The 22,886-nt window shown below is 37.2% G+C and carries 23 protein-coding genes; 11 read left to right on the forward strand and 12 right to left on the reverse strand.

Going from position 1 to position 22,886, the window contains the following annotated elements; genetic code table 11:
- The first annotated feature begins 268 nt into the window (after positions 1-268).
- Entirely contained in the window at positions 269-1,093 is an 825-nt protein-coding gene (locus tag QL995_RS13940; RefSeq protein WP_197112801.1) for an alpha/beta hydrolase, read from the forward strand.
- 420 nt (positions 1,094-1,513) lie between these two features.
- Here the strand turns inward: QL995_RS13940 and QL995_RS13945 are convergent, their stop codons facing one another.
- The 6 genes from QL995_RS13945 to QL995_RS13970 all read right to left on the reverse strand — a co-directional run bounded on the left by QL995_RS13945 (position 1,514) and on the right by QL995_RS13970 (position 8,371).
- Positions 1,514-2,473 carry a sugar-binding transcriptional regulator gene (locus tag QL995_RS13945; protein ID WP_002960874.1) on the reverse strand — a complete coding sequence of 320 codons (960 nt, stop codon included), beginning with the start codon at positions 2,471-2,473 and terminating at the stop codon, positions 1,514-1,516.
- Positions 2,474-2,721: 248 nt separating this feature from the next.
- A complete protein-coding gene (locus QL995_RS13950) occupies positions 2,722-3,723 on the reverse strand; it encodes an ABC transporter ATP-binding protein (RefSeq protein ID WP_002960876.1) in 1,002 nt (333 codons plus the stop codon).
- Between the two features lie 10 nt (positions 3,724-3,733).
- Positions 3,734-4,564: a carbohydrate ABC transporter permease gene (locus QL995_RS13955; RefSeq protein WP_024589367.1), complete on the reverse strand. Its 831-nt coding sequence runs from the start codon at positions 4,562-4,564 to the stop codon at positions 3,734-3,736.
- Positions 4,565-4,566: 2 nt separating this feature from the next.
- Positions 4,567-5,439, reverse strand: coding sequence for a sugar ABC transporter permease (locus QL995_RS13960; RefSeq protein WP_002960879.1), 873 nt, complete (start codon positions 5,437-5,439; stop codon positions 4,567-4,569).
- A 146-nt stretch (positions 5,440-5,585) separates the two neighbouring features.
- On the reverse strand, positions 5,586-6,890 hold the full coding sequence (locus tag QL995_RS13965; protein WP_197237235.1) for a sugar ABC transporter substrate-binding protein: 1,305 nt from the start codon (positions 6,888-6,890) through the stop codon (positions 5,586-5,588).
- Positions 6,891-7,042: 152 nt separating this feature from the next.
- Entirely contained in the window at positions 7,043-8,371 is a 1,329-nt protein-coding gene (locus tag QL995_RS13970) for a hypothetical protein (protein ID WP_007377151.1), read from the reverse strand.
- Positions 8,372-8,900: 529 nt separating this feature from the next.
- Between QL995_RS13970 and QL995_RS13975 the strand changes: the two genes are divergently transcribed.
- Genes QL995_RS13975 through QL995_RS13995 form a run of 5 tightly spaced genes read left to right on the forward strand, consistent with a single transcriptional unit; the run spans position 8,901 to position 14,497 of the window.
- The gene (locus QL995_RS13975; protein ID WP_002960883.1) at positions 8,901-9,284 is read left to right on the forward strand and encodes a response regulator; all 384 of its coding nucleotides are present in this window, start codon (positions 8,901-8,903) and stop codon (positions 9,282-9,284) included.
- A gap of 13 nt (positions 9,285-9,297) precedes the next feature.
- Positions 9,298-10,203, forward strand: a complete 906-nt coding sequence (locus tag QL995_RS13980) for a MoxR family ATPase (protein WP_197152712.1) — start codon at positions 9,298-9,300, stop codon at positions 10,201-10,203.
- Between the two features lie 6 nt (positions 10,204-10,209).
- Complete coding sequence (locus tag QL995_RS13985; RefSeq protein ID WP_290294420.1) at positions 10,210-11,196, forward strand: DUF58 domain-containing protein; 987 nt, start codon at positions 10,210-10,212, stop codon at positions 11,194-11,196.
- On the forward strand, positions 11,196-13,166 hold the full coding sequence (locus QL995_RS13990) for a DUF3488 and transglutaminase-like domain-containing protein (protein ID WP_290294421.1): 1,971 nt from the start codon (positions 11,196-11,198) through the stop codon (positions 13,164-13,166). Before QL995_RS13985 ends, QL995_RS13990 begins: the two co-directional genes overlap by 1 nt.
- Positions 13,167-13,174: 8 nt before the next feature.
- Complete coding sequence (locus QL995_RS13995; protein ID WP_290294422.1) at positions 13,175-14,497, forward strand: Na+/H+ antiporter family protein; 1,323 nt, start codon at positions 13,175-13,177, stop codon at positions 14,495-14,497.
- 264 nt (positions 14,498-14,761) lie between these two features.
- Here QL995_RS13995 and QL995_RS14000 read toward each other — a convergent pair whose 3' ends face one another.
- The 3 genes from QL995_RS14000 to QL995_RS14010 are packed head-to-tail and all read right to left on the reverse strand — an operon-like array spanning position 14,762 to position 16,867.
- Positions 14,762-15,193, reverse strand: coding sequence for an acyl-CoA thioesterase (locus QL995_RS14000; RefSeq protein ID WP_007582749.1), 432 nt, complete (start codon positions 15,191-15,193; stop codon positions 14,762-14,764).
- A 5-nt stretch (positions 15,194-15,198) separates the two neighbouring features.
- A complete protein-coding gene (locus QL995_RS14005) occupies positions 15,199-16,017 on the reverse strand; it encodes a M23 family metallopeptidase (protein ID WP_290294423.1) in 819 nt (272 codons plus the stop codon).
- Positions 16,010-16,867, reverse strand: a complete 858-nt coding sequence (locus QL995_RS14010) for a 6-carboxytetrahydropterin synthase (RefSeq protein WP_007582754.1) — start codon at positions 16,865-16,867, stop codon at positions 16,010-16,012. Before QL995_RS14010 ends, QL995_RS14005 begins: the two co-directional genes overlap by 8 nt.
- Before the next feature lie 203 nt (positions 16,868-17,070).
- Here QL995_RS14010 and fabA point away from each other — a divergent pair, with 203 nt between their 5' ends.
- Positions 17,071-17,586 (forward strand): bifunctional 3-hydroxydecanoyl-ACP dehydratase/trans-2-decenoyl-ACP isomerase, encoded by a 516-nt coding sequence (gene fabA, locus QL995_RS14015; protein ID WP_007582756.1) that lies wholly within the window; start codon positions 17,071-17,073, stop codon positions 17,584-17,586.
- Between the two features lie 67 nt (positions 17,587-17,653).
- Here the strand turns inward: fabA and rmf are convergent, their stop codons facing one another.
- Positions 17,654-17,824 (reverse strand): ribosome modulation factor, encoded by a 171-nt coding sequence (rmf, locus tag QL995_RS14020; RefSeq protein WP_002960897.1) that lies wholly within the window; start codon positions 17,822-17,824, stop codon positions 17,654-17,656.
- Between the two features lie 409 nt (positions 17,825-18,233).
- On the opposite strand from rmf, the gene QL995_RS14025 reads away from it, so the two are divergent.
- Together QL995_RS14025 and QL995_RS14030 are read left to right on the forward strand one after the other, a co-directional pair.
- Positions 18,234-18,869, forward strand: coding sequence for a TetR/AcrR family transcriptional regulator (locus QL995_RS14025; protein WP_290294424.1), 636 nt, complete (start codon positions 18,234-18,236; stop codon positions 18,867-18,869).
- 49 nt (positions 18,870-18,918) lie between these two features.
- Complete coding sequence (locus QL995_RS14030; protein WP_290294425.1) at positions 18,919-19,911, forward strand: MDR family oxidoreductase; 993 nt, start codon at positions 18,919-18,921, stop codon at positions 19,909-19,911.
- Between the two features lie 46 nt (positions 19,912-19,957).
- Here the strand turns inward: QL995_RS14030 and QL995_RS14035 are convergent, their stop codons facing one another.
- Entirely contained in the window at positions 19,958-20,524 is a 567-nt protein-coding gene (locus tag QL995_RS14035) for a hypothetical protein (protein ID WP_007582760.1), read from the reverse strand.
- Between the two features lie 194 nt (positions 20,525-20,718).
- On the opposite strand from QL995_RS14035, the gene QL995_RS14040 reads away from it, so the two are divergent.
- A complete protein-coding gene (locus QL995_RS14040) occupies positions 20,719-21,135 on the forward strand; it encodes a VF530 family protein (RefSeq protein WP_007582761.1) in 417 nt (138 codons plus the stop codon).
- Between the two features lie 102 nt (positions 21,136-21,237).
- On the opposite strand, the gene QL995_RS14045 is transcribed toward QL995_RS14040, so the two are convergent.
- Positions 21,238-21,669: a DUF3859 domain-containing protein gene (locus QL995_RS14045; RefSeq protein ID WP_007582762.1), complete on the reverse strand. Its 432-nt coding sequence runs from the start codon at positions 21,667-21,669 to the stop codon at positions 21,238-21,240.
- 206 nt (positions 21,670-21,875) lie between these two features.
- Between QL995_RS14045 and QL995_RS14050 the strand changes: the two genes are divergently transcribed.
- Entirely contained in the window at positions 21,876-22,880 is a 1,005-nt protein-coding gene (locus QL995_RS14050) for a YHYH protein (protein WP_197188772.1), read from the forward strand.
- Positions 22,881-22,886 lie beyond the last annotated feature (6 nt).

Raw genomic sequence — 22,886 nt, forward strand, 5'->3', positions numbered from 1 at the left:
TTTTGTAATTGTTGCATGTATACGAGTCATCGTTTCACACTTCTTAAAGCGGTTTGATAATCACAATTATTAAACACTGCAATATTATAAAGTCAGTAAATTTATTTAGCCTAGAGCCCACGTATCACAGGGGTTTAACTTTTAAAACATTAAGATTTTTTAATAACTAATAAATACTCATATTGGGACGGAATTTGCTTTATAAGGCTATATTCTAATTTTATAGTTTACTAAATATTATAATTTTTAAAGTTAAAGAGGCAAAATTATGAACAAGACACAGTACGTTACAGTAGAAGGTCATCAAATTGCTTATCAAGAAATGGGACAAGGAACACCTTTATTATTGATACACGGAATACCAACCAATAAATTTTTATGGCGAAATGTGATGCCAAAACTTGCATCAAAATATCGAGTAATAGCGCCTGATTTACTAAACTTTGGTGAATCTGATATGCCAATTAACACCGATGTATCTATAAATGCGCAATGTAGAATAATGTGTAAGTTTTTGGAAGAACTCGGTATTTCTAAAGTTAATATTGCTGCACATGATATTGGTGGTGGTGTTGCTCAATTAATGGCTGTAAATCATCCGGATAAAGTAAACGGGTTGGTTTTAATTGATAGTGTATGTTTTGACTCTTGGCCAATACCAGAATTTGAACCTTTGCTAGAACCAGGTGTAGAAGAAAAAACAACTGTAGCTGAATTTGTGGATACATTAAGAGATTTCATGCCCAAAGGTGTTTACGACTCGAGCGTAATGACTGAAGAGTTGATGAAAATATACTTAGCACCATGGAGTAATGAAAAAGGAAAAGCCGCTTTATTTAGTAACATGCGCAGGCTCAATAAAGAATATACCGAAGCTATTACAGGCGATCTTAAAAGCTTACCTCATGAAACACTCATAATATGGGGTAAAGAAGACAAGTTTCAAAAGCCAAAGTATGCGCCAATGTTAGAAGAAGCAATTCCAAATTCATCATTGATTTGGATAGATAAAGCCGCTCATTGGGTTATTGATGAACATCCAGATAAAGTGTCTGAGCTTATTAGTGAATTTATGAATAATAAAACATTCTAGTGAATTACTAGGTTTATTAAAAAGCTATTTGTTTCAATACGTTAAGTTTGATTGGGTAAAGTGGCGAATAGGCAATCATTGTAATACCGCTTGATTATATTAATAACCAAGCGGTATTTTTATATGTTCAAGAAGCTAATACCGTAAATGGGTAAGGCACTAACTATTAAGATAAGTAGGTTAATGCTTATTAAATAGTCAAAATATCGCGTTTATACGTTAATTAATGAAGGTGAGTAACTTGGTTATGTATTTATTTATGCTATTTAACATAATATAAATTATAGGTAGTTAATGCATATATAGAAAGAGCGCTTAAATGCGCCCTTGCTATGTCCAATACTAGACGGTATCGGACATTAAGTGATTTTATTACAATAACTAGTATTACTAATACAGATACTTTATTTATCAATTTGTTTAATCAATACTAAGTAAACGCTCAGCTGTATATTCGTTAGTAATTAATCCACTGATCATGTTTGACCTTACTGCGCCCAAAATGGCTAACACTTTTTCTTCACCAGCAGCTATCGCATAAATCTGTTTGTTAGCATTTGTTTTTAATGGCGTACTTGCTACACGCTGATTAACTGTGCAATCTAAAAGCTTACCGTTTTTATCAAACACCCAACTAATCATTTCACCAACGGCACCAAGATCTTGTAACTCTTTAAGTTCTTGCGCATCAATAAAACCATCTATATGTAATGGCGATTTTTCACCTAAGCTACCAATACCCACAAATGTTACATCGGCATCTTTAGCGAGTTTTAAATTACCGGTAATATTTTGTTGTGCATGTAACTGTTCTTTTTCTTCAATACTTCTTGGTAAAACTGGCAATGGCATTGGGTAATGTTTTGCATTGGTGTGTTCGGCCATTCTTACTACAACATCATAAGGTGAAGCCGATCCATCCAAAGCCATATTACCTAGCATTGCTACAATTTTATGTTGCGGACAATCAACAGTTCTTAGCTCATCTACACATGAACGTAAAACTCGACCGGTTCCCATAGCAAGTACTTTGGGTTGTTCTGATTTTAAATGACGTTCTATTTCAGCCGCGCCAGCTTGAGCTAAACCTAATGTAGATGAAGGTTCTGAGGGATCGCTCGGTACAACTTCACATGAATCTAACCCAAAACGGCTTTTTAATTTTTCGGCCAAATCCATACATTTAGCAATCGGGTGGTCAAGTCTAACTTTAATTAATCCTTGGCTCACAGATAATGCGACCATTCTTTGTGCAGATTGACGAGATATATTTAGCTTTTTAGCTATTTCATCTTGTGTGTTACCGCCAACATAATATAACCACCCTGCTCTGGCTGCATCATCTAGCTTTCTAATTTCTGTATTTGATAGCTTTACCACGTAAACCTCTTAAAATAGAAGGAAAACTAAATCCTTATTTTCATTACATAATTTTAATTATATGTGCTGCTATATAAATTATTTTATTAATTTTGGAATATCTATTTATCAATAACGTTTTTGTTATTTATAATTGTAAATATACCATTCCTTAATAAAAAATACCTAGGTTTCATAGGATTATGTAATTAGAATTTAGTTAATAGCACCCTTATAAAGGTGCTATTTAAGGTAATTAAAAATTGGCTTTAGCGAATAGTTAAACCGTTATTATCAAACTTTAATACTTTATCTGCAGGTGCGCTTAGGTAAATACTGTCGCCATATTTTAATGGGCAATCACCATCTGCTTTTACTGTTACGGTCCCTTTGCCTTCAATATTTATATGTAAAAAGCTCTCCGATCCTAAATGCTCAATTACACCTACAGTTCCAGCCCAAGTACCTTGCTCAGTAGAGAGTGTTATATGCTCTGGTCGTATACCAATACAGCTAACATTCGCATCTTCATTTTGTGGATCATCTATAAAATTCATTTTTGGAGAGCCAATAAAACCAGCTACAAATTTGTTTACAGGGTTTTTATAAAGCTCTAAAGGTGTGCCTACTTGTTCAATAATACCGGCATTAAATACCGCGATTCTATCTGCCATTGTCATGGCTTCAACCTGATCGTGTGTAACATAAATCATTGTTGTAGCTAAACTTTTATGTAATTCAGATATTTCTAAACGCATATTTACACGTAGTGACGCATCAAGATTTGAAAGTGGTTCGTCAAATAAAAATGCCGAAGGCTGACGAACAATTGCGCGCCCTATCGCTACACGCTGGCGCTGACCGCCCGATAATTGCCCAGGCTTTCGGTCTAAATAATCAGTTAAATTTAGAATTTTAGCGGCGTTAGCAATTTTACTTTCGATTTCTGCAGGGCTTACCTTGGCTCTTTTTAAAGGAAAAGCAATATTGTTACGCACGGTCATATGCGGATACAACGCATAGGATTGAAACACCATTGCTAAGCCTCTTTTTGCAGGCGGTGTTTTTGTAGCGTCAATGCCATCAATTTCTATATTACCACTGGTGGTATCTTCAAGACCTGCGATCATACGAAGTAATGTAGATTTACCACAGCCAGATGGACCGACAAAAACGATGAACTCACCGTCTTTAATTTCTAAGTCGAGCGGTTTAATTACGTTTACTTCATCAAAGTTTTTAGTGACTTGTTTTAGTGTGATGCTGCCCATGTGTATTCTCCTATTTTACTGCGCCGAAACTTAATCCACGCACTAATTGTTTTTGACTAAACCAACCAAGTATTAAAATTGGCACAATGGCCATGGCAGATGCTGCCGATAACTTAGCGTAAAATAACCCCTCAGGGCTTGAGTAACTGGCAATAAATGCCGTTAAAGGTGCAGCATTTGCAGCGGTTAAAATAAGTGTCCAAAACGCTTCGTTCCACGATAAAATAACATTTAGCAATAACGTTGAGGCTATACCTGGTAAGGCTATTGGCAATAAAACATGAAATATTTCTTCACCAATTGTTGCGCCATCCATACGTGAAGCTTCAAGTATTTCGTTTGGTATTTCTCTAAAGTAGGTGTAAAGCATCCATACCATTATTGGTAAGTTAATGAGTGTCATTACAATCACTAAACCTAATTTTGTATCGAGTAACGCAAAGTCACGAAACAATAAATAAATCGGAATAAGTACGCCTACTGGCGGTAACATTTTGGTTGAAAGCATCCACATTAATAAATGCTTTGTTTTTTTAGTTTGTACAAAAGCCATAGACCACGCAGCAGGTACAGCAATTAATAAACCCAGTAAACTTGAACCTAGCGATATAACTACAGAGTTCCAAAAATGGGTAAAGTATGGCGAACGTGACAGTACATCGCGGTAGTTTTCGAGTGTCCAATCGAATGCATATAAGCTTGGACTTGCTGAAATTGCTTCAGCTTCCGTTTTAAAGCTGGTGATTAACGTCCATAAAATTGGAAAGAAAATCATGCCGCTTATTGTCCATGCAGCAATGGTATAAATTAGTTTGGAACGACGGCTATCTTTTATAGTCATAATTAACCCTCCAAGTTTTTGCCAATTAAGCGCATTAAAAATATAGCGACTATATTTGCAATAATAACTGCAACTATGCCCCCTGCCGAACCGCCGCCTACATCAAACTGAAGTAGCGATTGCGTATAAATTAAGTACGTTATATTGGTTGACGAATAACCAGGACCGCCACTAGTTGTGACTAATATTTCAGCAAAAATTGACAGTAAAAATATAGTTTCGATTAATATAACCGCAGTTACAGCGCGTGATAAGTGCGGTAAAACGATGTAAAAAAACTTACTAAATGGGCCTGCTCCGTCCAAATCAGCCGCTTCTAATTGTTCACGGTCGAGTGATTGTATTGCTGTTAGCAGTATTAATGCTGCAAATGGTAACCACTGCCAAGACACAATAATGATGATTGAAAATAATGGCATTTGAGCAAAAAAGTCGATAGGTTCAAAGCCAAGCCAAATTGCAAAGTGTGCAAATAAGCCATTAACTGGGTTCATTAGCATGTTTTTCCATACCAATGCCGACACAGTTGGCATTACAAAAAATGGAGCTAGTACCATAATGCGAACGTAGTTTCGTCCCCATATTGCTTGGTCAAGTAAAATAGCTAAGCCAATACCACCACAAATAGTGATAAGTAAAACCCCAGTTACTAGGTAAAGCGTGTTAAAAAATGATTCAAAAAAAGCCGGATCAGTCAGGAAAAATTCATAGTTTAAAAAGCCTACAAACTCTTTATCCCCAGGAACGAGTAAGTTGTAATCAATAAATGAAAAATACAGTGTCATACACAGCGGAACTATCATCCAAGCAAGTAATAAAATTACACTAGGAAGAAGCATAAACCGAGCAAGCGTGCGCGAGTTAGTTGTTGCCATAAAGGTGACCTTAAAAAAGCCAATTCTATTTACTTGTTAACTATCAAGTGAAAATCAGAAACCCTTGATAGTGTTTATAACTAACAAGTAAATAGAATTGACATAAAATATTGGGTAAGTTTGAGTACTTACCCGCCCATTACATGCTATTTAGGATAGCGAGCTTTACGCATTGTTCGCTCAACGAGGTGCTGAGACGTACTAAGCGCTTGCTTAACGGTCATTTGGCCAGTTAATGCTGCTGAAAATTGTTGCCCAACAGCTGTACCAATTCCTTGAAACTCAGGAATAGCAACAAACTGAATACCTACATAAGGCACCGGTTTAACGGTTGGATTTTTAGGATCTGCAGATTGAATAGAATCTAAGGTAATTTGCGCAAACGGTGCTGCGTCCATGTACTTTTGATTACTGTAAAGTGATTTACGTGTACCTGGCGGTACTTTTGCCCAACCTTTTTTGTCGGCTACAAGTTGAGTGTATTCTTTAGATGTTGCCCAGCTAATAAATTTCATTGCGGCATCTGGTTTTTTGCTGCTTGCCGGCACGGCTAAAGTCCAAGACCATAACCAGTTACCGCGTTTACCTAGACCGTTATCTGGCGAAAGTGCAAACCCTACTTTATCGGCAACTTCTGAGTCTTTTTTGTTAGTAACAAATGCGCCTGCAACGGTTGCATCAATCCAAATACCACATTTTCCGGTTTGGAATAGTGCAAGGTTTTCATTAAAACCGTTTGCAGATGAACCAGCAGGACCAGATTCTTTCATAACATCTACATAATACTGAAGGGTATTTTCCCACTCAGGGGTATTAAACTGAGGTTTCCAATTTTCATCAAACCAACGCGCACCAAACGAATTTGCCATGGATGTAATAAGCGCAACGTTTTCGCCCCAACCCGCTTTACCACGTAAACAAAGACCATAAACACCTTCTTTTTTATCGGTCATGGCTTTGGCAGCTTTGCGTATAAAGTCCCATGTTGGGGCTTTAGGCATTGTCAGCCCTGCTTTTTCCATTAAGTCAGTGCGGTACATAACCATTGAGCTTTCGCCATAAAATGGCGCAGCATAAAGCTTGTCGTTAATCGTTAAACCGCTTCGGATTGCAGGTATTAAATCGTCTAAATCGTAGTTTTCACCTAAATTATCTAATTCTTTTAACCAATTTTGTTTGCCCCAAATTGGTACTTCATAAGTACCTATGGTCATAACATCGTATTGTCCGCCTTTTGTTGCTACATCGGTAGTGACACGTTGGCGAAGAATGTTTTCCTCTAGAGTGACCCATTTTAAATCTATATCAGGGTTTTGGCTGGTAAAGTCACTACTTAATTCTTTCATGGTGATCATGTCACCGTTGTTAACAGTCGCTATTGTAATTGTTTCTTTTGCCGCAGCGCCCATGCTTATAAAGCCACACGCGAGCATAATTAATTTATTTTTCATCGGGTATTCCCCATACACGTTATGTTTTAACAAGTGCTATTAAATTTCAATCTATTACCAATTCTATTTATGGCAGTTTTAACGCATAAAACTGCCCGCAAAGTGCCTTTTTAGGTCCTTTGTATAAATAGTTAGACTAGTTGGATAATGACTTAAAATTTAACAGATATTTCAGAAGTGAAGCCGTCAAATCCTTTACCGATTTGGCCGCCCGAATTAACACCTTCTTCTTGGTTAACATACTCAACTTTTAAAAGCGTTTTATCGTTAAACCAGTAACCTGCGGCTACTTGAATACGCTCTACTGTATTGTCTGTTTGTTCAATTAAGTCGGAAGTGTTTTCGGCTTCTGCATAACGAGCCGCTACATATAGCTTTTTAGGGATTAGATATTGTTGTGCTTCAAACACGAAATACTCAACCGATGAGTCGCCTTCTATTACACTGTTTGAATCAAAAGTAGTGCCATTTTCATCAGCTATGCCGTTTGTACCAAAGTAGGTAATACCGGCAACTGCATTACCAGCGGCATCTGCAAATGTGTAATCATCAGATGATTTACCAACCATAAAGATTAGGCTTGTTTCGTCAGATGGTTGATAAGCTAAATTAAGCTGGATGATTGATTGCTCAAGCCCTGGCATTGCGCCAACGTGAGTGTCACGCTCGTTTGAAGGTGACGCAGAGAAGTTATAGTTTTCACCATCGCCAAAGCGATAGTTTGTTGTGGTTACACCATCAAGACTGGCTACGCCGTTTTCAAAACGTAACTGGTCGCCTTGATTGGCTTTTAATAAGTTTAAGCCTGCTTTAAAGCCACCTTCAAATTCTAGAGTACCTTGAAGTCGGTAGTTATAACCTCTGTCTTCTTGAAACGCTTCACCAAAACTAGAAGTCGTAATGTGACCTGTAACATTATAAGCACGTACTACACCACTATCGAAAGTTTCGCTGTAACTTAGCTGTGCACCGTTTTCTGCGGTTGCGTAATCGGTAATACCATTACCAATAAGTGCATTACTTTGGTTATCTGCGCCGTCTTGAAAACCTTTAAATTGAAATGGTGAGCCACCAATATTACCCAAACGCAGTGTTAAATTTGCGTTTTCTTTTGGTGTGCCATAAAGACCTAGTAAGTCAAATTCAACACCTGCAAAATCGTTGTGAAATGAAAAGTCACGATCTTCGCCACCAAAGTCATTAGGCTCTTCTGCAATATCTATATCGGCAGTGATGAACTCGTTAATATGAAATTTAAGCATTAGATTTGCTCTAATACGGCCAAATCCTGACTCTTGTTCTTCATCTTCTGGACGAAATGCGCCGTCTTTAGCTTGAATTGACTGAAAGTTTTGCATTAGTAAAAAGTCTACGTCAACGCGATCTAAATATTCAGAAATATCAGCCTGTGCTGGAGCCGATGTAGCCATAGCTGCCGCTATGAGAGAAATTGCAAATTTAGTCTTTTTATTATTCAACATAATAAGCTCTTTATTTAGTGTGGTGTGTGATGCCAACTTTATTAAATTGCATATTCATTTAATGAAATTGGTATTAATTCAGTGTGTGTAGATGAGGCTGACTGAGCAAAACATTAAATAGTTAATGAAGTTGCACTTGTGAGCATAAGCTCATCTGCTGAGCATAATCACAGAATGAATTTAGAAGGTCAACGATTTTTTATTACAAAACGTTTACAAAAAATCGAATTTATATGTAAATATTTTTGAATCAATAAGTTAAGTAGCAAATTTGTTACATCAAATTTTGAAGAAATAAAGTGTAGGATTAAGGGATTTATTGTAGATACGTCATTATTGTTCATTACAATTAATGAAAATATAAGTTAGTAGAAGATATGAAAGCAGATAATCCTTTAAAAATAGGTTGTTGGGCAAACCTATAAACAGTTTATTTATTAGTGTTTTTTAAGTAACGTTCTTGAGCTTATGATGGGGTTAGCTTAGTATTAAAGCACTTAAATGTATTCAAAATAGAAGTAACCTACATATGGAATTTGTTCGCCCGCTAGAGCCCATCCTCATTATTGATGACGTTAAGGAAATTCGTGATTATCTAAACCAAATTTTAACTGACTTAGGGTTTGAAGATATATTAGAAAGTGCTGATTTTAGCTCTGCCAAACCTATTATGGACAATAAACCGCCAGGCGTTATATTTGTAGATGTAGATTTACCTGACTCTAACGGTGCAGAGATATTGGAATACATTAATAGTGCTTACCCGCACACTCATGTTGTTATGTGTTCGGGCCACAATAGTCTCGAAAACGTACAAAACACGTGGGAAATGGGCGCTAAAGGCTTTATTGCAAAACCTTTCAACACAAAAAAAGTAGACACTGTAATGAAGCGTCTTGAAATAATAGAATAATAATAAGGTTAGCATGCATAGTACTGTTACTGCGATTATAGACGATCTTTCGAGTGTTATATTTGGTAAACAACAACAAATAAAACTGGCACTTACATGCTTATTTAGCGAAGGACATTTACTCATTGAAGATTTGCCTGGTATGGGAAAAACCACTCTTTCTCATGCATTGTCAGCTGTATTAGGTTTATCGTATCAGCGTATACAATTTACCAGTGATCTTCTGCCTGCTGATATTTTGGGTACTAATGTGTTTAACTCTACCGAGCACAGTTTTACGTTTCATAAAGGCCCTATTTTTAGCCAAGTTGTTTTAGCTGATGAAATAAACCGCGCCGGACCCAAAACACAAAGTGCCTTGCTTGAAGCAATGGAAGAGCAACAAGTAACAGTCGATGGAAAAAAATATACGCTGCCAAATCCATTTTTTGTGATTGCGACACAAAACCCACTTTACCAATCAGGTACTTACCCGTTACCTGAGTCGCAATTAGACCGATTTTTAATGCGTATTAGCTTAGGTTTTCCACCTAAAGAAGCAGAAAAACGCTTAATTTTGAATATGCAAAAACGAGATTACAGTCAGTTACCTAAGCGTATTAACCAACAAGAGTTAGCGGCAATTCAAACCCAGATAAGCCAAATTACTTTAAGTAGCCCGGTTATTGACTATATTATAGAGCTTGTTAATTACACACGCACAAGCAACGCTTTTGCATCTTCGTTATCACCGCGTGCCAGTATGGCTCTTGCTAAAGCAGCTAGGTCGTGGGCCTTTATTGATGGTCGTGATTTTGTAATGCCAGAAGATGTTCAAGCCGTATTTGCAAGTGTGTGTCAGCATCGTTTAGGTTTGCATAATGAGTCAGGTGAAGCGCAAGTAAACGATATTTTAAAAAACGTATTAGTTCCGGTATAAACTTTTATGCCAAAAAAAACAGCTAAGCGCCCTTCTTTATTTAAGTCATTTAAGCGAAGTGTATTTAATAAGTTATTAAAAAATAAGCATTTAAAAAACTCAATTACACTTGAACACAGAACAATTTATGTATTGCCATCGTCCCTAGGTTGGTACTTTGTAATTGTGGCTATTTTAAACTTTGTAATGGGCATTAATTATCAAAATAATTTAATTTTAATAATGTCTTATCTTATGTTTGTGGTGATGATTATTGCTGTATTAATGGGCTACAGTAACGCTAAAGGCTTAACGGTTAAATTTAAAGATGCATTTAACAGCTACGCACCCCAAAAACCGAGTATTGTATTTGAATTACAAAGCCCTTCACTAACCCAATCTATTAATTTAACATATCAAGGTAGTGAGCAAACTCACAAACATACCGACGAAGTTGATAGTAAACCTCAGTTACTTACCCTCAACTTACCCTACAGCTCACGCGGTAAGTACTCAGTGCAACGTATTAAAATAGCGAGTAACTACCCCTTTGGTTTAATAACTGTTTGGAGCTACATTCAATTACAAGAAGATGTATTTGTATACCCGTCGCTTGAACAAGTACACAGTGATGCGCATGTTTCTGTGCTTGATGAGCAAGCCGATAAAGGTATTTCTACACAATCTGGTAGCGAAGAGTTTGAGTCGTTAATCCCACATTTACCAGAGATGGGCTTGCAAAGAGTGTCGTGGAAGCATTACGCAAAAACACAGCAGTTGTTAGTAAAAGAGTTTGTAGACTTTAAAACAGCGAATGCGCTCTTCGATTTTACGTTAATGAATGGGGATACAGAACAACGTTTAAGCCAGTTATGCTTTTTAGTGTGTGAAGCAACCGAAAAAAATACCCTTTTTATGTTAAAACTACCGAATAAAACAATAAATACAAATACCGGACAGCAACATAAGCAGCAGTGTTTAGCGTTATTGTGCTCATTTAATGGAGATGTGTAATGGACATACTTAAAAACGAAAAAGTAATAAATTATTCACTGTCTTTTATATATTCATGTTTAATTGTATTTTTTGTATCACATTTACCGCTTGCTTTTGTAGGTGTACTTTCACTTATTTGTGCATGGAACTTTTACATAACGCTGAGTAATAAACCAAAGCCAAATGCTTGGCTGGCAAATATACTCGCAGGTGTGTCACTAGGTTTAATGCTCTACACCGTAGGTATGTCGGATACGGTTATTTTATTTGTGGCCATGCTGCTACTTGCTAGTTTATTTAAGCTGCTGCAGGCTAAAACCAAAAAACACTATCATGTAATTACAACGCTTACGTTTTTTTCACTCTCATCGGTGTATTTATTTAACCAAAGCATTTTAACGACTTTAACTGTAAGTGGTTTATACATATTAAACTTTGCAGTACTTGGCTTACTCGAATCCAAACATAATTTAAAAATAGCCTCTAAGCAAAGTGGTAAATTACTACTTTTAGCGCTTCCTTTAGCTGTATTTTTACTGCTTTTTTTACCAAAAATGCCCGCCTTTTGGCAGCTTCCTGGGCCTAAGCTTGCAAAAACTGGGCTTTCTGAACAAGTCGACCCTTTCGATATTGCAAAGCTTTCAAATTCTGACGAGCTTGTGTTTAGAGCTAAATTTAATGAAGAAAAACCTGTAGCGCCTTATTATTGGCGAGCAATAGTTCATGATGAGTTTAATGGCAATGCGTGGCTTACGTCTGACTTTTTAAAATATAATAATGTAAAAACAAATACCCAGAGCGAAAATGATGAGCAACTTATCGCAAGCTACTCAGTTATTACAGAGCCTGCTACACAAAAATGGCTCTATGGTTTAGCGTATTCCAGTAGTAACTCACAAAATGTTGAAGGTAATTCGCTAGGTTTATTGCGTAAAAAAAGTCGTCAAGCTAAAAACTTACAATACGATGTAAATAGCTTTAACTTCACAGCTTTACCGCTTGGCGAATTTGAAGAAAAACGCTACAAATATCTCGCTTATAAAAAGAATGTAAAAACATCATCACTTGCTAAAAACTTAAAGCAAAATACATACTCTGACCGCGATTTTTACAATAGCTTATTACAATACTTTGCAGGTACGGGATTTACTTACACGTTAACACCCACGCCTATGAGCGGCGATAACACGATTGACCAATTTTTATTTGAAAACCAACGTGGCTTTTGTGGCCACTATGCCAGTGCCGCCGCGTACATTTTTAGAACCGCAGGTATACCCGCTCGACTAGTAAGTGGCTATTTAGGCGGTGAATTAAACCAAGATAATAATACGCTCACTGTTCGCCAGTACGATGCGCATGCATGGGTAGAAGTATATTTACAAAACGAAGGTTGGGTTATTTTTGATGCAACCGCTGTTGTAGCACCGGAGCGTTTAAATGGCTCACTTTCGCAAAACGAAGAGCTGAATGACGAATTTAAAAGTAATCTTGATTTTGGTTTAGTGAGTTTAAGTAATTTCCCCGCTATTAATTGGTTAAGGTTGGAACTTGAAAATCTCGATTATCAATGGTCTAGCTGGGTACTTGGTTTTGACGAAGAAAAACAAAATGATTTTTTAAAATCAATTTTTGGTAGTAAAAACATTTGGCTTGTACCATTAATGGTTTTATTAACAGCTGGTTTTTGTTTTGTAGGTTATTTTGTTTTTTTAAACTTACCAAAACGCCCGGCTAAATTAGCGCCTATGGTTAAAGAATTTTATGAAGTAAAAGCATGGGCGAAAAAACAAAAAATAAATACACCCGATAATTTAACACCGAGTCAGCAGTTACATTTTTTTGCTGACAAATTCCCTCGTTCTGCACAATCTATAAACACATTTAGTCAGTTATTTAACCAAGTACGCTATGGTAAAAAACCTTTTACGAAAGAGCGTAAAACTCAGGCTAAAGATCTGATAAAATTAATTAAAATTTCCAAATAGAGAATACTATGAATGCTGTTGTTATAGGCGTTATTTTAATGCTCGGGCTATCTCTGGCTCGCGTTAACGTCATTGTTGCCATGATCATAAGTGCTTTAGTTGCTGGTTTAACAGCAGGCTTGGGTATAAAAGAAAGTGTTGATGCATTTAATTCTGGCCTTTCTGCCGGAGCTGAAATTGCACTAAGTTATGCCATGCTCGGTGCATTTGCCGTTGCTATTTCTAAGTCGGGTTTAACACGCATTCTCGCTGATAAGTTACTTGCTAAAGTAAATGCTAAAGGCAGCGGGAATGAAACATTTTTAAGTTACTTCATTTTATTAATTATTTTAGGTTGTGCGATTTCTTCGCAAAACTTAGTACCTGTACACATAGCGTTTATTCCTATTTTAATCCCGCCGTTACTCGTGGTTTTTAATCAGTTAAGACTAGACAGGCGTGCTATAGCGTGTATTTTAACATTTGGATTAGCAACCTCTTATATGGTGCTGCCTTATGGTTTTGGTGGTATTTACTTATATTCTATTTTGCATAAAAACCTAGTTGATAACGGCCTAGACATTGTAAATACACAAGTCCCTATGGCGATGATAATTCCTGCATTAGGTATGTTTATTGGATTACTTATTGCGGTATTTATTACCTACAAAAAACGCCGCGAATACACAAAGCTCCCATTAACAACTGTGAGTAAATCGGCTGAGGTAGAAAACCCTAAAAAAGTAATGATTGTAGGGCTTTGTGCGGTACTTGCCTCACTTGTTGCACAAAACCTAAGTGGCTCAATGATTTTAGGCGGTTTAGTAGGTGTAATGATATTTAGTGTATTTGGTGTAGTTAAGTGGGAAGAAAACGGCGACGTATTTAGTAAAGGCGTTGCGATGATGGCGATGATTGGTTTTATTATGATATCGGCACAAGGCTTTGCATCGGTTATGCAAGCCACTGGCGATGTAGCGAGCTTAGTACACAGTGGAGCCGCCCTTTTTGATGGTAATAAACCTTTAGCCGCCGGTGTTATTTTGTTAGTCGGGTTATTAATTACAATGGGAATTGGTAGTTCGTTTTCCACAGTGCCTATTATTGCAACTTTGTTTGTTCCTTTGTGTTTAGACCTCGGGTTTTCTGTTATGGCTACCGCCGCACTTGTTGGTACTGCGGGTGCTTTAGGTGATGCAGGCTCTCCTGCTTCAGACTCAACGCTTGGTCCAACATCAGGTTTAAATGCCGATGGTCAGCACGACCATATTAGAGACTCTGTTATTCCAACATTTATTCACTTTAACATCCCACTACTAATATTTGGCTGGATTGCAGCAATGGTGCTTTAAAAAGTATTTACGTAAGTGTAATTAAAAGCTGAAGATAACCAAAAAGGTATGTTAAAAGCATACCTTTTTAGTATCCAAATCCAACAACTCTCACCCCTATCAATTCTCTCCCAGTTTGATTACTTTTTTTTAGTTAACATTAACTCTGTTGTTGAGGTTATATTTAATGAATATTTAGTATGATGTGTTCTTTCAAGGGTTTTATATAAGCACCAATTAAGGTGCTTATATAAATTTACTTTACCGCATATTTAAAGCTTTAAATTAATCAAAACCATAAATCATTTTATCGCATACTACCGGTGTTGGTCTGTGATTATCATCGACAGCAACAAACGTAAAGCTACCACTAATGGCAGAGTGCTTATCATCTCTGTGCATAGTTTCTAATAATATATCTACGTCAACTTTTAAGCTGGTGTTACCTACATGCACTACTTTAGCTATTAACTCTGCAAAAGTACCTGCTGGTATGGCTTCTTTAAAGTCTACTCTATCAGAAGATATAGTTACCAAAGGCTTACGGCAAAAACGAGTCGCTGCTATAAATGCCACTTCATCCATCCACGCCAGTGCATCACCACCAAATAAAGTATTGTGATGATTAGTACGCCCTGGAAACACGGTTTTAGTTACCGATGTGGTTGAGTCTTCAATACGCTGAGCAATTATTGCATCGCGATTTACGTCAGTCATAATCTCTACTTTTTGTTTGCTAATGTATCTTGCATTAGTAATGCAGGATCAAGGCGTTCGCCTTTCCAGTTAAAACGCCAATCTAGGTGAGGACCTGTTACACGCCCTGTTGCACCAATTTCAGCCACTTTGTTACCTTGCTCAATTTTATCACCCACTTTTACATCAAGCTTACTTAAGTGAATGTAAGTTGAGGTAATACCATGGCCATGATCAATAATTAATGTACCGCCTGAGTAGTATAAATCAGGTTCAGCAAATACCACGGTACCACTTATAGGCGCGTAAACAGGAGAGCCTGTTTTATTGGCAATGTCTAAGCCAAAGTGCGGACGACGAGGCTCACCATTAAAATAGCGCTGACTACCATAAACACCCGATATGCGCCCTTCTGCAGGCTTTAAAACAGGGTCTAAAAAGTACAGTAAATCAGAGTCTACTTCTCTGGCTTTTCGCACAGCAACTGCTTCGCGGCTTATACGCGCACTAACTTCTTTTGGCGGAGATACATATTTTTTAGCTACGCCGGTAATTTTATCAATTTTATATTCGCGCTTAGTGATAGCTAGCGGCTGAGAATGCGATTTACCCGTGTTATCTACCCATTTTAAAGTATGAGTCGTTTCAGCGTCACGCCCAAAACCAAATACAAAGTCACCATTTGGCGAAAGTTTTAAGCTTTTACCATCTAAGCTTACTGATTTAGCGTTTTCTAGCTTTCCAGTAACTAAACCGCCTTGTGTTAAATGCCCTTTTAACTCAAGCGCCATAGCACTAAAGCTAGCAGAGGCAACAAGCGCTGTTGCTAAAAGTGTTTTAAACATAGCTAATCGATCCTTTTCCAACACCTTCATAAGCAGTCACTTTCACTGCTTTTTCTGGATATTGAGCTTTAATTTGGCCAGCTACATGTTCAGCAATACATTCAACAGTGGTGTCTACTGGTAAAATGTCGCAACGGGATTCGCTAATCGCCATTTCAAAATAGCCTTGTGCCGACGTGTAAGCAAAACATACATCACCCGCTTTGGCTGTTATGTGTTTTAAATCAGGTGCGTTAATTTGATCTTCGCTGGTGGCTAAGTAAATATCTTCCCACTTTTGAGACCATTCTTTTTGCAAGCGCGGCATAGAGATGCCATCTAGGCTAATACCAATTTGAGAACGATGCCCATGAATAATACGTTGGCAATTACCGTCATGCTTTTTAAGGCCATGGCTGTAATGATAGTAAAAGCTTTGGCTGTGCTCAGGCTTAAGTGACAGCTCAATTTTTTCAATGTTATCTGGTAGCTTCGGTAAAATAGTCGCAATTAAAAATTCAGTAACCGATTCAACCGTTACTTCGTCTGCGTTAATCATGCAATAAGCTTGATGAGGAGCACTCATAGCTAAGTGGTTATTTTCACCAAATGTGCAATCGAGTGTTTTATGCTCGTCAAATTCAGATACAGTGCCATTAAGCCCTGTAGGAATTGCTAAACGGTGATCAATACACTCATCTATAATGCCTTTAATTTGCTTTTTAACTAAACCAAAGTCTAAAACCATAGACTCTTCGTTAAGTTTACCGTGCAAAGTTAAATCAACAATCCAGCTCTCGCCAACGGCGCCGCGTTTGTTACATAAGTAAGAAAAATCAATCACAGTTAGTGAGTTAACAAAAAGGATCATAAACTTCCTTTAGACTGGTTATAAGACAGCGTTAATTATAATGATTTCTGATTGTAATTGCGCGGTTTTATAGTGCAAAAACCAATCGCGCTGATTGATTGATGATTTAATATGCAATATTTTGATTTTTTAACTGCTCCGAGTTGTTTAGCGTACAAGTGTACGCTAAAGTACTTGGCAATTTCTAAGCGAAGATAAGTGTTATGGAACCTAAAAATAGCTATACAAAAGAAGATTTGATCCTGTGTGGTCAAGGTGAAATGTTTGGTGAAGGCAACTGCCGTTTACCAAGTGACAACATGTTAATGATGGACCGCATTACCTCTATTACTGCTGATGGCGGAATTCATGGTAAAGGCGAAATTGTTGCTGAGCTTGATATTGACCCTAGCCTGTGGTTTTTCGATTGCCATTTTAAAGGCGACCCAGTAATGCCAGGTTGTTTAGGATTAGATGCTATGTGGCAACTAGTTGGTTTTTACTTAGGTTGGTCTGGTGGCCCTGGTCTTGGTCGTGCGCTAGGTGTGGGTGAAGTTAAATTTACTGGCCAAATTTTACCAACTAATAAAAAAGTAACTTACCGTCTTGTAATGAAACGCGTAATTAAACGTAAATTGTTTATGGGCGTTGCCGATGGCACTGTAGAAGTAGATGGCCGAGTAATCTACGAAGCAAAAGATTTAAAAGTGGGCTTGTTCCAAGACACTAGTGCATTTTAATTTTTAAACGCACAAACAAAAAGGCCTCCAATGTGGAGGCCTTTTTGCTTAAATTCGATTATTGATTTTAGGTTTTGTACATGTTGCGGTTTTCAATCGCTTCACGCCAACCTCCTAACCACTCTGATTTTGGATCTACTTGTTGATAAGGGCATAGCTCTTTTGAGCGACCTGCTAAACCTGCTTTAAAACCTTGAGAATGAGCTCTTTCTAAACGATCTCTTTTCTGTCTCTTCATCGGTAATATCCTCACCTTTTTATTTATATATTGTGTAGCATTAGTGAAATCTACATTTAATGAATAGTTAATAAAAATGTAAAATTCAAATTGTAAAAGCAATTAAATTGTTTGACTTTAACTAAGCTGCTGATGCAAAAATGAATTAACATTTAAAAAAGTAAGTGGTCATACAACATTTAATTTGACCGGTTCGTAATAACAAATTGGCGATTTAATAATCGCTAAAAAGCACTTGTGTGCTTTAATTGTGACCGACTAATATTGACTAAGTTCCAAACAAAAATGTAATCGTGACACTTTTATTTCATTAATCTTAAATTAGTAGCCCGCCCCTAAATTTGAACTATTTTTAAACAATTTAAATTTATACTTGATTATTTAAAGTCGATCGGTCTAATATGAGTTCATGAACAAAAATACATCAACACCAATACGCCGTGGTCGCCCACCTAAAATAGCCAGAGAAAACGCCGATACAAAAGCGTTACTTATTCGCACGGGCCTAGAAACCCTAACTGAATTTGGTTTTAGCGCCACGGGGCTCGATACTATTTTAAAAAAAGCGGCTGTACCTAAAGGCTCTTTTTATCATTACTTTAAAAGTAAAGAAGCCTACGGTATTGCGTTAGTTGATGCATACGACAGCTATTTTATTGCCAAGCTTACCCATCACCTACAGCAAGAAGATGTTCCCCCACTTGAGCGAATCGTTAATTTTACTCAAAGCGCAATTAAAGGGATGAAAAAATACGATTACAAACGTGGCTGTTTAGTCGGTAACTTAAATCAAGAGCTTAACCATTTAAGTGAAGAGTTTAAAACCAGATTAATGCAAAGCTACACCGCTTGGCAAAACCATGTAGAGGTTTGCTTAAACCAAGCTAAGCAACAAGGCACTATTGCAAGCCATGTAAATACAAAATTGATGAGTGAGTATTTTTGGATTGGCTGGGAAGGTGCTGTTATGCGCGCAAAGCTCACAAAATCAAATACTCCACTTACTTTGTATACAGAAATGTTTTTACGCGCATTATTAACCTAATGCGTTTTTATTTACCAATTAAAAGACGATCGGTCTAAAAGGATATCCCATGAGTAACCCAATTAAAGCCATTGTTATTAATAAAGAAGATAATAACTATAGCGCTTCATTATCTACTATCGAACATAGTGATTTACCAAACGAAAACGTATCTATCGACGTACTATACAGCACACTTAACTATAAAGATGGTTTAGCAATTACTGGTAAAGGCCCCGTTGTACGTAGTTTTCCTATGGTGCCAGGTATTGATTTAGTTGGTACGGTTACAAATTCCACCAGCGATGAATTTAAAAACGGCGATAACGTAATATTAAATGGCTTTGGTGTAGGTGAAAAATATTGGGGCGGGCTTGCTCAAAAAGCGGCACTTAATAGCGATTGGCTAATCCCCTTACCTACTGGTATTTCACCAAAGCAAGCGATGCAAATAGGTACAGCCGGTTATACCGCTATGCTAAGTGTTATAGCGCTTCAAAAACAAGGTATTACGCCTGAATCTGGCGAAATACTGGTAACTGGTGCTAATGGTGGCGTAGGCAGCTTTGCTATTTATTTACTAAACCAACTTGGGTTTAACGTAACAGCGGCAACGGGTCGATTAGATCAAAGTGAGTATTTAAAAGAGTTAGGCGCTAAACAGGTAATTGACCGAAATGAGCTTTCAAACCCGGGTAAGCCTTTGCAAAAAGAGCGATTTGCAGCGGCAATAGATTCGGTAGGTAGCCATACACTTGCCAATATTTGTGCATCATTAAAATATGGTGGCGTAGTAACCGCCTGCGGACTTGCACAAGGTATGGATTTACCAGCATCGGTAGCACCCTTTATATTACGTGGTGTATCTCTTATAGGAATTGATAGCGTAATGCGCCCTAAAGCCGACAGAATTGAAGCATGGGATCGTTTAGCTAAATTAGTAAGCGCCGATTATTTAGATAAAATTTCGACAGAAATATCACTCGAACACGTAATCGATAACGCAGAGCAACTTATGGAAGGTAAAATTCGTGGTCGTGTTGTAGTTAATTGCCAAAGTTAATTAAATAATAATAAGCCACATAGTAATATGTGGCTTAAACGTTTAACTAGGCACCGAATGCAGCTAATTTTTCAGCTAATTCTGTTTTAGTAATCAAACCCATTTCTTCTTGCTTTTTAAGCTTGCGAATGTTGTCAAAGTTATCTAGTTTTAAACGTGCTTTAGCTAACTTTTCTTCCATTTCTTCTTTAGATAAAACATCAAGTTTTACTGCTTTTTCTAACTTCTCTTTTTCTTGATCATATTCTTTTTGAAAAATTGCTTTTTCTTGAATTATAATTTGATCTTTTATTTTCTTTTCGATTTCAATGGCTTCATCTTCAAGCTCAATCTTTTTCTCTAAAAGAGGTTCTATTCTTGATAAAGGCTCTTGTAAAGCAACTTCAACATTTTCACCTTGGTTAGCTAAAAGGTTCTCAACATATTTTTTACCAATATCTTTGTAACCAATATTAAGCTGACCTTCGATTGAAGTGATTTCTGAACGAATCGATGAAAGTTTTGCGTTTTCTTTTGCTGAAGTAGCAATATCACTACTTAGTTTTGATGTAGAGTCACTAATATTTGAGCCAATAGTGCTTGCTTGAGTTTTGATCTTATTAAAAAGTCCCATTTCGTAATATTCCTTAATCTTTAATACTATAAATTGGCATCTTGCCGTATTTTATAAAGCTTTTTAATATTACCGATTATTTAAACACGTGTAAATTTTATCTTTCAATTCATTGTATGTGTAGATTTTAGAGTATCAAAACTTATAGATAAAACTTATAATGCAATTTGTATTTTAATAATGAGGCAACACCTATGAGCAACCAAGAACTTTTCAGTAATAACCCACTGCAAGGCGTAAAATTAGAACAAGTGGTTGAAGAGCTGGTTGAACAATACGGGTGGGAACTCCTACACGCTTATTTACAACTTAACTGCTTTAAAAATAATCCTGATGTTAAGTCTGCGGTTAAATTTTTACGTAAAACACAATGGGCACAAGAAAAAGTAGATAACTTTTACCTTTATCGTCTTAAAAACTTACCTAAGCCTGATGATGTTCAATACGAATTACCGCCACGAGATCGTGTGATCCCAGCTGATCATAAACCCGGGGAGCCGTGTGAGCTTAGTTTTGTTGATGCTAAGCGTATTGTAGAGAAAAAAGAATCTAAGCAACGTGCTCGCGATCGTAAGCAGCGTTCTAATTCTAGTAACCCTTGGGGTAACTAAAAACTTACTAATTTAAGGTCGAAGAGCTATTTATAAATAGTTCTTCGACTATTTTCTCATTAACTTCAATTATATCCGCGTTACATAGCTAATAGATAACAATTAGTACCCTCGGTTTTTCCAAAAATCTGTTTCGGTGCGCTCTGCCTCTAATGCCACATTAAAAGTTTTATCAGCAATAATTTTTCCATTTAGTTCAATCGTCATACGCCAATCACCTAATTTATTTTCTATTGGCAACCAAAGCGTATCGCCTAAATAAAAGTTCCAATCACTGTTTTTAACGTATACATCGCCTTCAAAAGGGTCCATTACATCACCGTTACTACCTGGAATATCAGGATGGTAAATACAATAATGAAGCTTTTCGCCTTTACCTTTTTTGATATTTACGATTAAGCCAAACTCAATATCTACCTCAGCTATTACATTTGTTGTAAATTGCTCTATTTGTGGCAACGCTTTACTTTCACTATCCCACTTAGAGTAAATACCGTGACTTTGTAACGTCACTACAGGTTTTGTTTTAGCCATTAAGGTAGCCTTTTATGTTAGCTATTTTGGCATTAGTTTAACTTTTTGAAATTTTAAAATAAAACACAATCTCATAAAGTTAAATCTCAACTTAGCTTAAATACTCCGCCTATTTACATAATTGCTAATTTGTCATCATTGTTTACACACTATTTGCACAATTGCTGATTATTGTTTGAGTAACTTAATTGATCAGGTAGGCAGCAATGAAACAATACGCACTTAATAATAAAAATCGAAATAGGATAAATGCTTTAAAGCTAAGCACTTTGGCTCTAGTTGTTTTATCGTTAGTTGCTTGCGGAGGTGGAGAAGGCATAGTTGATACCTCAACAACTACAGATTCATCATCAACCACCTCAGATAACGGTACAGGTACGAGTAGCTCAACCCAAGGCGTGTTTTGTGAATATAGCTACAGTGAATATAACGAGTCAGAATCAGTACAAGCCACCAGCGCTGCAGATTGGTCATGCACAGGAACTACACGTGACTTAGTAGCTAATGGCATACCTGATCACGAAGTAGGTACATTCCCTAATGCCGATAACCCAAATACTATTTCTGAACAATCAGTAAATGAAAGCTACACACTTGAGCCTGTAGAAACAACACAAGCAACCATGCTTGGTGGCCCTCGTGGAATGATAGGCGTTGTACTTAATGGCATTAAAATAGACGCCGGCACAGGCGGAAGTTGCGATGATTCAGGCACCGATTGTGATTTAGGCGACAACAGCGGTAATTGGAATATAGAAGCCTTAAGCCAAGACACGTTTAGTTTTGGAACAGACGACAACAATGCACACGTACAACCCGATGGCACATATCATTATCATGGTATGCCTGAAGGCTTTGTAACACTGCGAGGTGGCAATAGCTCCACTATGACTCTAATAGGCTGGGCAGCAGACGGCTTTCCTATTTATGCACGTTACGGCTATTTAGACTCAAATGATGCAACTTCAGCGTTAACCGTAATGACCGGTAGCTACCAACACATAACATCTGTAAGCGCAAACCGCCCTTCTACCGATATATACCCATTAGGTACATTTGCACAAGATTGGGAATACGTAGCAGGCTCTGGTGATTTAGATGAATGTAATGGCCGCGTTGGCGTAACACCTGAGTTTCCTCAAGGGATATACCACTACTACGCAACAGACACTTACCCGTTTTTTCAACGCTGCGTTAAAGGCGAAGTTTAATTAGGA

The organism is Pseudoalteromonas sp. APC 3358 (assembly GCF_030408075.1).
GTDB lineage: Bacteria > Pseudomonadota > Gammaproteobacteria > Enterobacterales > Alteromonadaceae > Pseudoalteromonas > Pseudoalteromonas arctica.

Coding starts and splice junctions, on each gene's coding strand:
- QL995_RS13940 (WP_197112801.1), top strand. CDS start 269: ATGAACAAGACACAGTACGTTACAGTAGAAGGTCATCAAATTGCTTAT.
- QL995_RS13950 (WP_002960876.1), bottom strand. CDS start 3,723: ATGGGCAGCATCACACTAAAACAAGTCACTAAAAACTTTGATGAAGTA.
- QL995_RS13955 (WP_024589367.1), bottom strand. CDS start 4,564: ATGACTATAAAAGATAGCCGTCGTTCCAAACTAATTTATACCATTGCT.
- QL995_RS13960 (WP_002960879.1), bottom strand. CDS start 5,439: ATGGCAACAACTAACTCGCGCACGCTTGCTCGGTTTATGCTTCTTCCT.
- QL995_RS13965 (WP_197237235.1), bottom strand. CDS start 6,890: ATGAAAAATAAATTAATTATGCTCGCGTGTGGCTTTATAAGCATGGGC.
- QL995_RS13970 (WP_007377151.1), bottom strand. CDS start 8,371: ATGTTGAATAATAAAAAGACTAAATTTGCAATTTCTCTCATAGCGGCA.
- QL995_RS13975 (WP_002960883.1), top strand. CDS start 8,901: ATGGAATTTGTTCGCCCGCTAGAGCCCATCCTCATTATTGATGACGTT.
- QL995_RS13980 (WP_197152712.1), top strand. CDS start 9,298: ATGCATAGTACTGTTACTGCGATTATAGACGATCTTTCGAGTGTTATA.
- QL995_RS13985 (WP_290294420.1), top strand. CDS start 10,210: ATGCCAAAAAAAACAGCTAAGCGCCCTTCTTTATTTAAGTCATTTAAG.
- QL995_RS13990 (WP_290294421.1), top strand. CDS start 11,196: ATGGACATACTTAAAAACGAAAAAGTAATAAATTATTCACTGTCTTTT.
- QL995_RS13995 (WP_290294422.1), top strand. CDS start 13,175: ATGAATGCTGTTGTTATAGGCGTTATTTTAATGCTCGGGCTATCTCTG.
- QL995_RS14000 (WP_007582749.1), bottom strand. CDS start 15,193: ATGACTGACGTAAATCGCGATGCAATAATTGCTCAGCGTATTGAAGAC.
- QL995_RS14005 (WP_290294423.1), bottom strand. CDS start 16,017: ATGTTTAAAACACTTTTAGCAACAGCGCTTGTTGCCTCTGCTAGCTTT.
- QL995_RS14010 (WP_007582754.1), bottom strand. CDS start 16,867: ATGATCCTTTTTGTTAACTCACTAACTGTGATTGATTTTTCTTACTTA.
- fabA (WP_007582756.1), top strand. CDS start 17,071: ATGGAACCTAAAAATAGCTATACAAAAGAAGATTTGATCCTGTGTGGT.
- rmf (WP_002960897.1), bottom strand. CDS start 17,824: ATGAAGAGACAGAAAAGAGATCGTTTAGAAAGAGCTCATTCTCAAGGT.
- QL995_RS14025 (WP_290294424.1), top strand. CDS start 18,234: ATGAACAAAAATACATCAACACCAATACGCCGTGGTCGCCCACCTAAA.
- QL995_RS14030 (WP_290294425.1), top strand. CDS start 18,919: ATGAGTAACCCAATTAAAGCCATTGTTATTAATAAAGAAGATAATAAC.
- QL995_RS14035 (WP_007582760.1), bottom strand. CDS start 20,524: ATGGGACTTTTTAATAAGATCAAAACTCAAGCAAGCACTATTGGCTCA.
- QL995_RS14040 (WP_007582761.1), top strand. CDS start 20,719: ATGAGCAACCAAGAACTTTTCAGTAATAACCCACTGCAAGGCGTAAAA.
- QL995_RS14045 (WP_007582762.1), bottom strand. CDS start 21,669: ATGGCTAAAACAAAACCTGTAGTGACGTTACAAAGTCACGGTATTTAC.
- QL995_RS14050 (WP_197188772.1), top strand. CDS start 21,876: ATGAAACAATACGCACTTAATAATAAAAATCGAAATAGGATAAATGCT.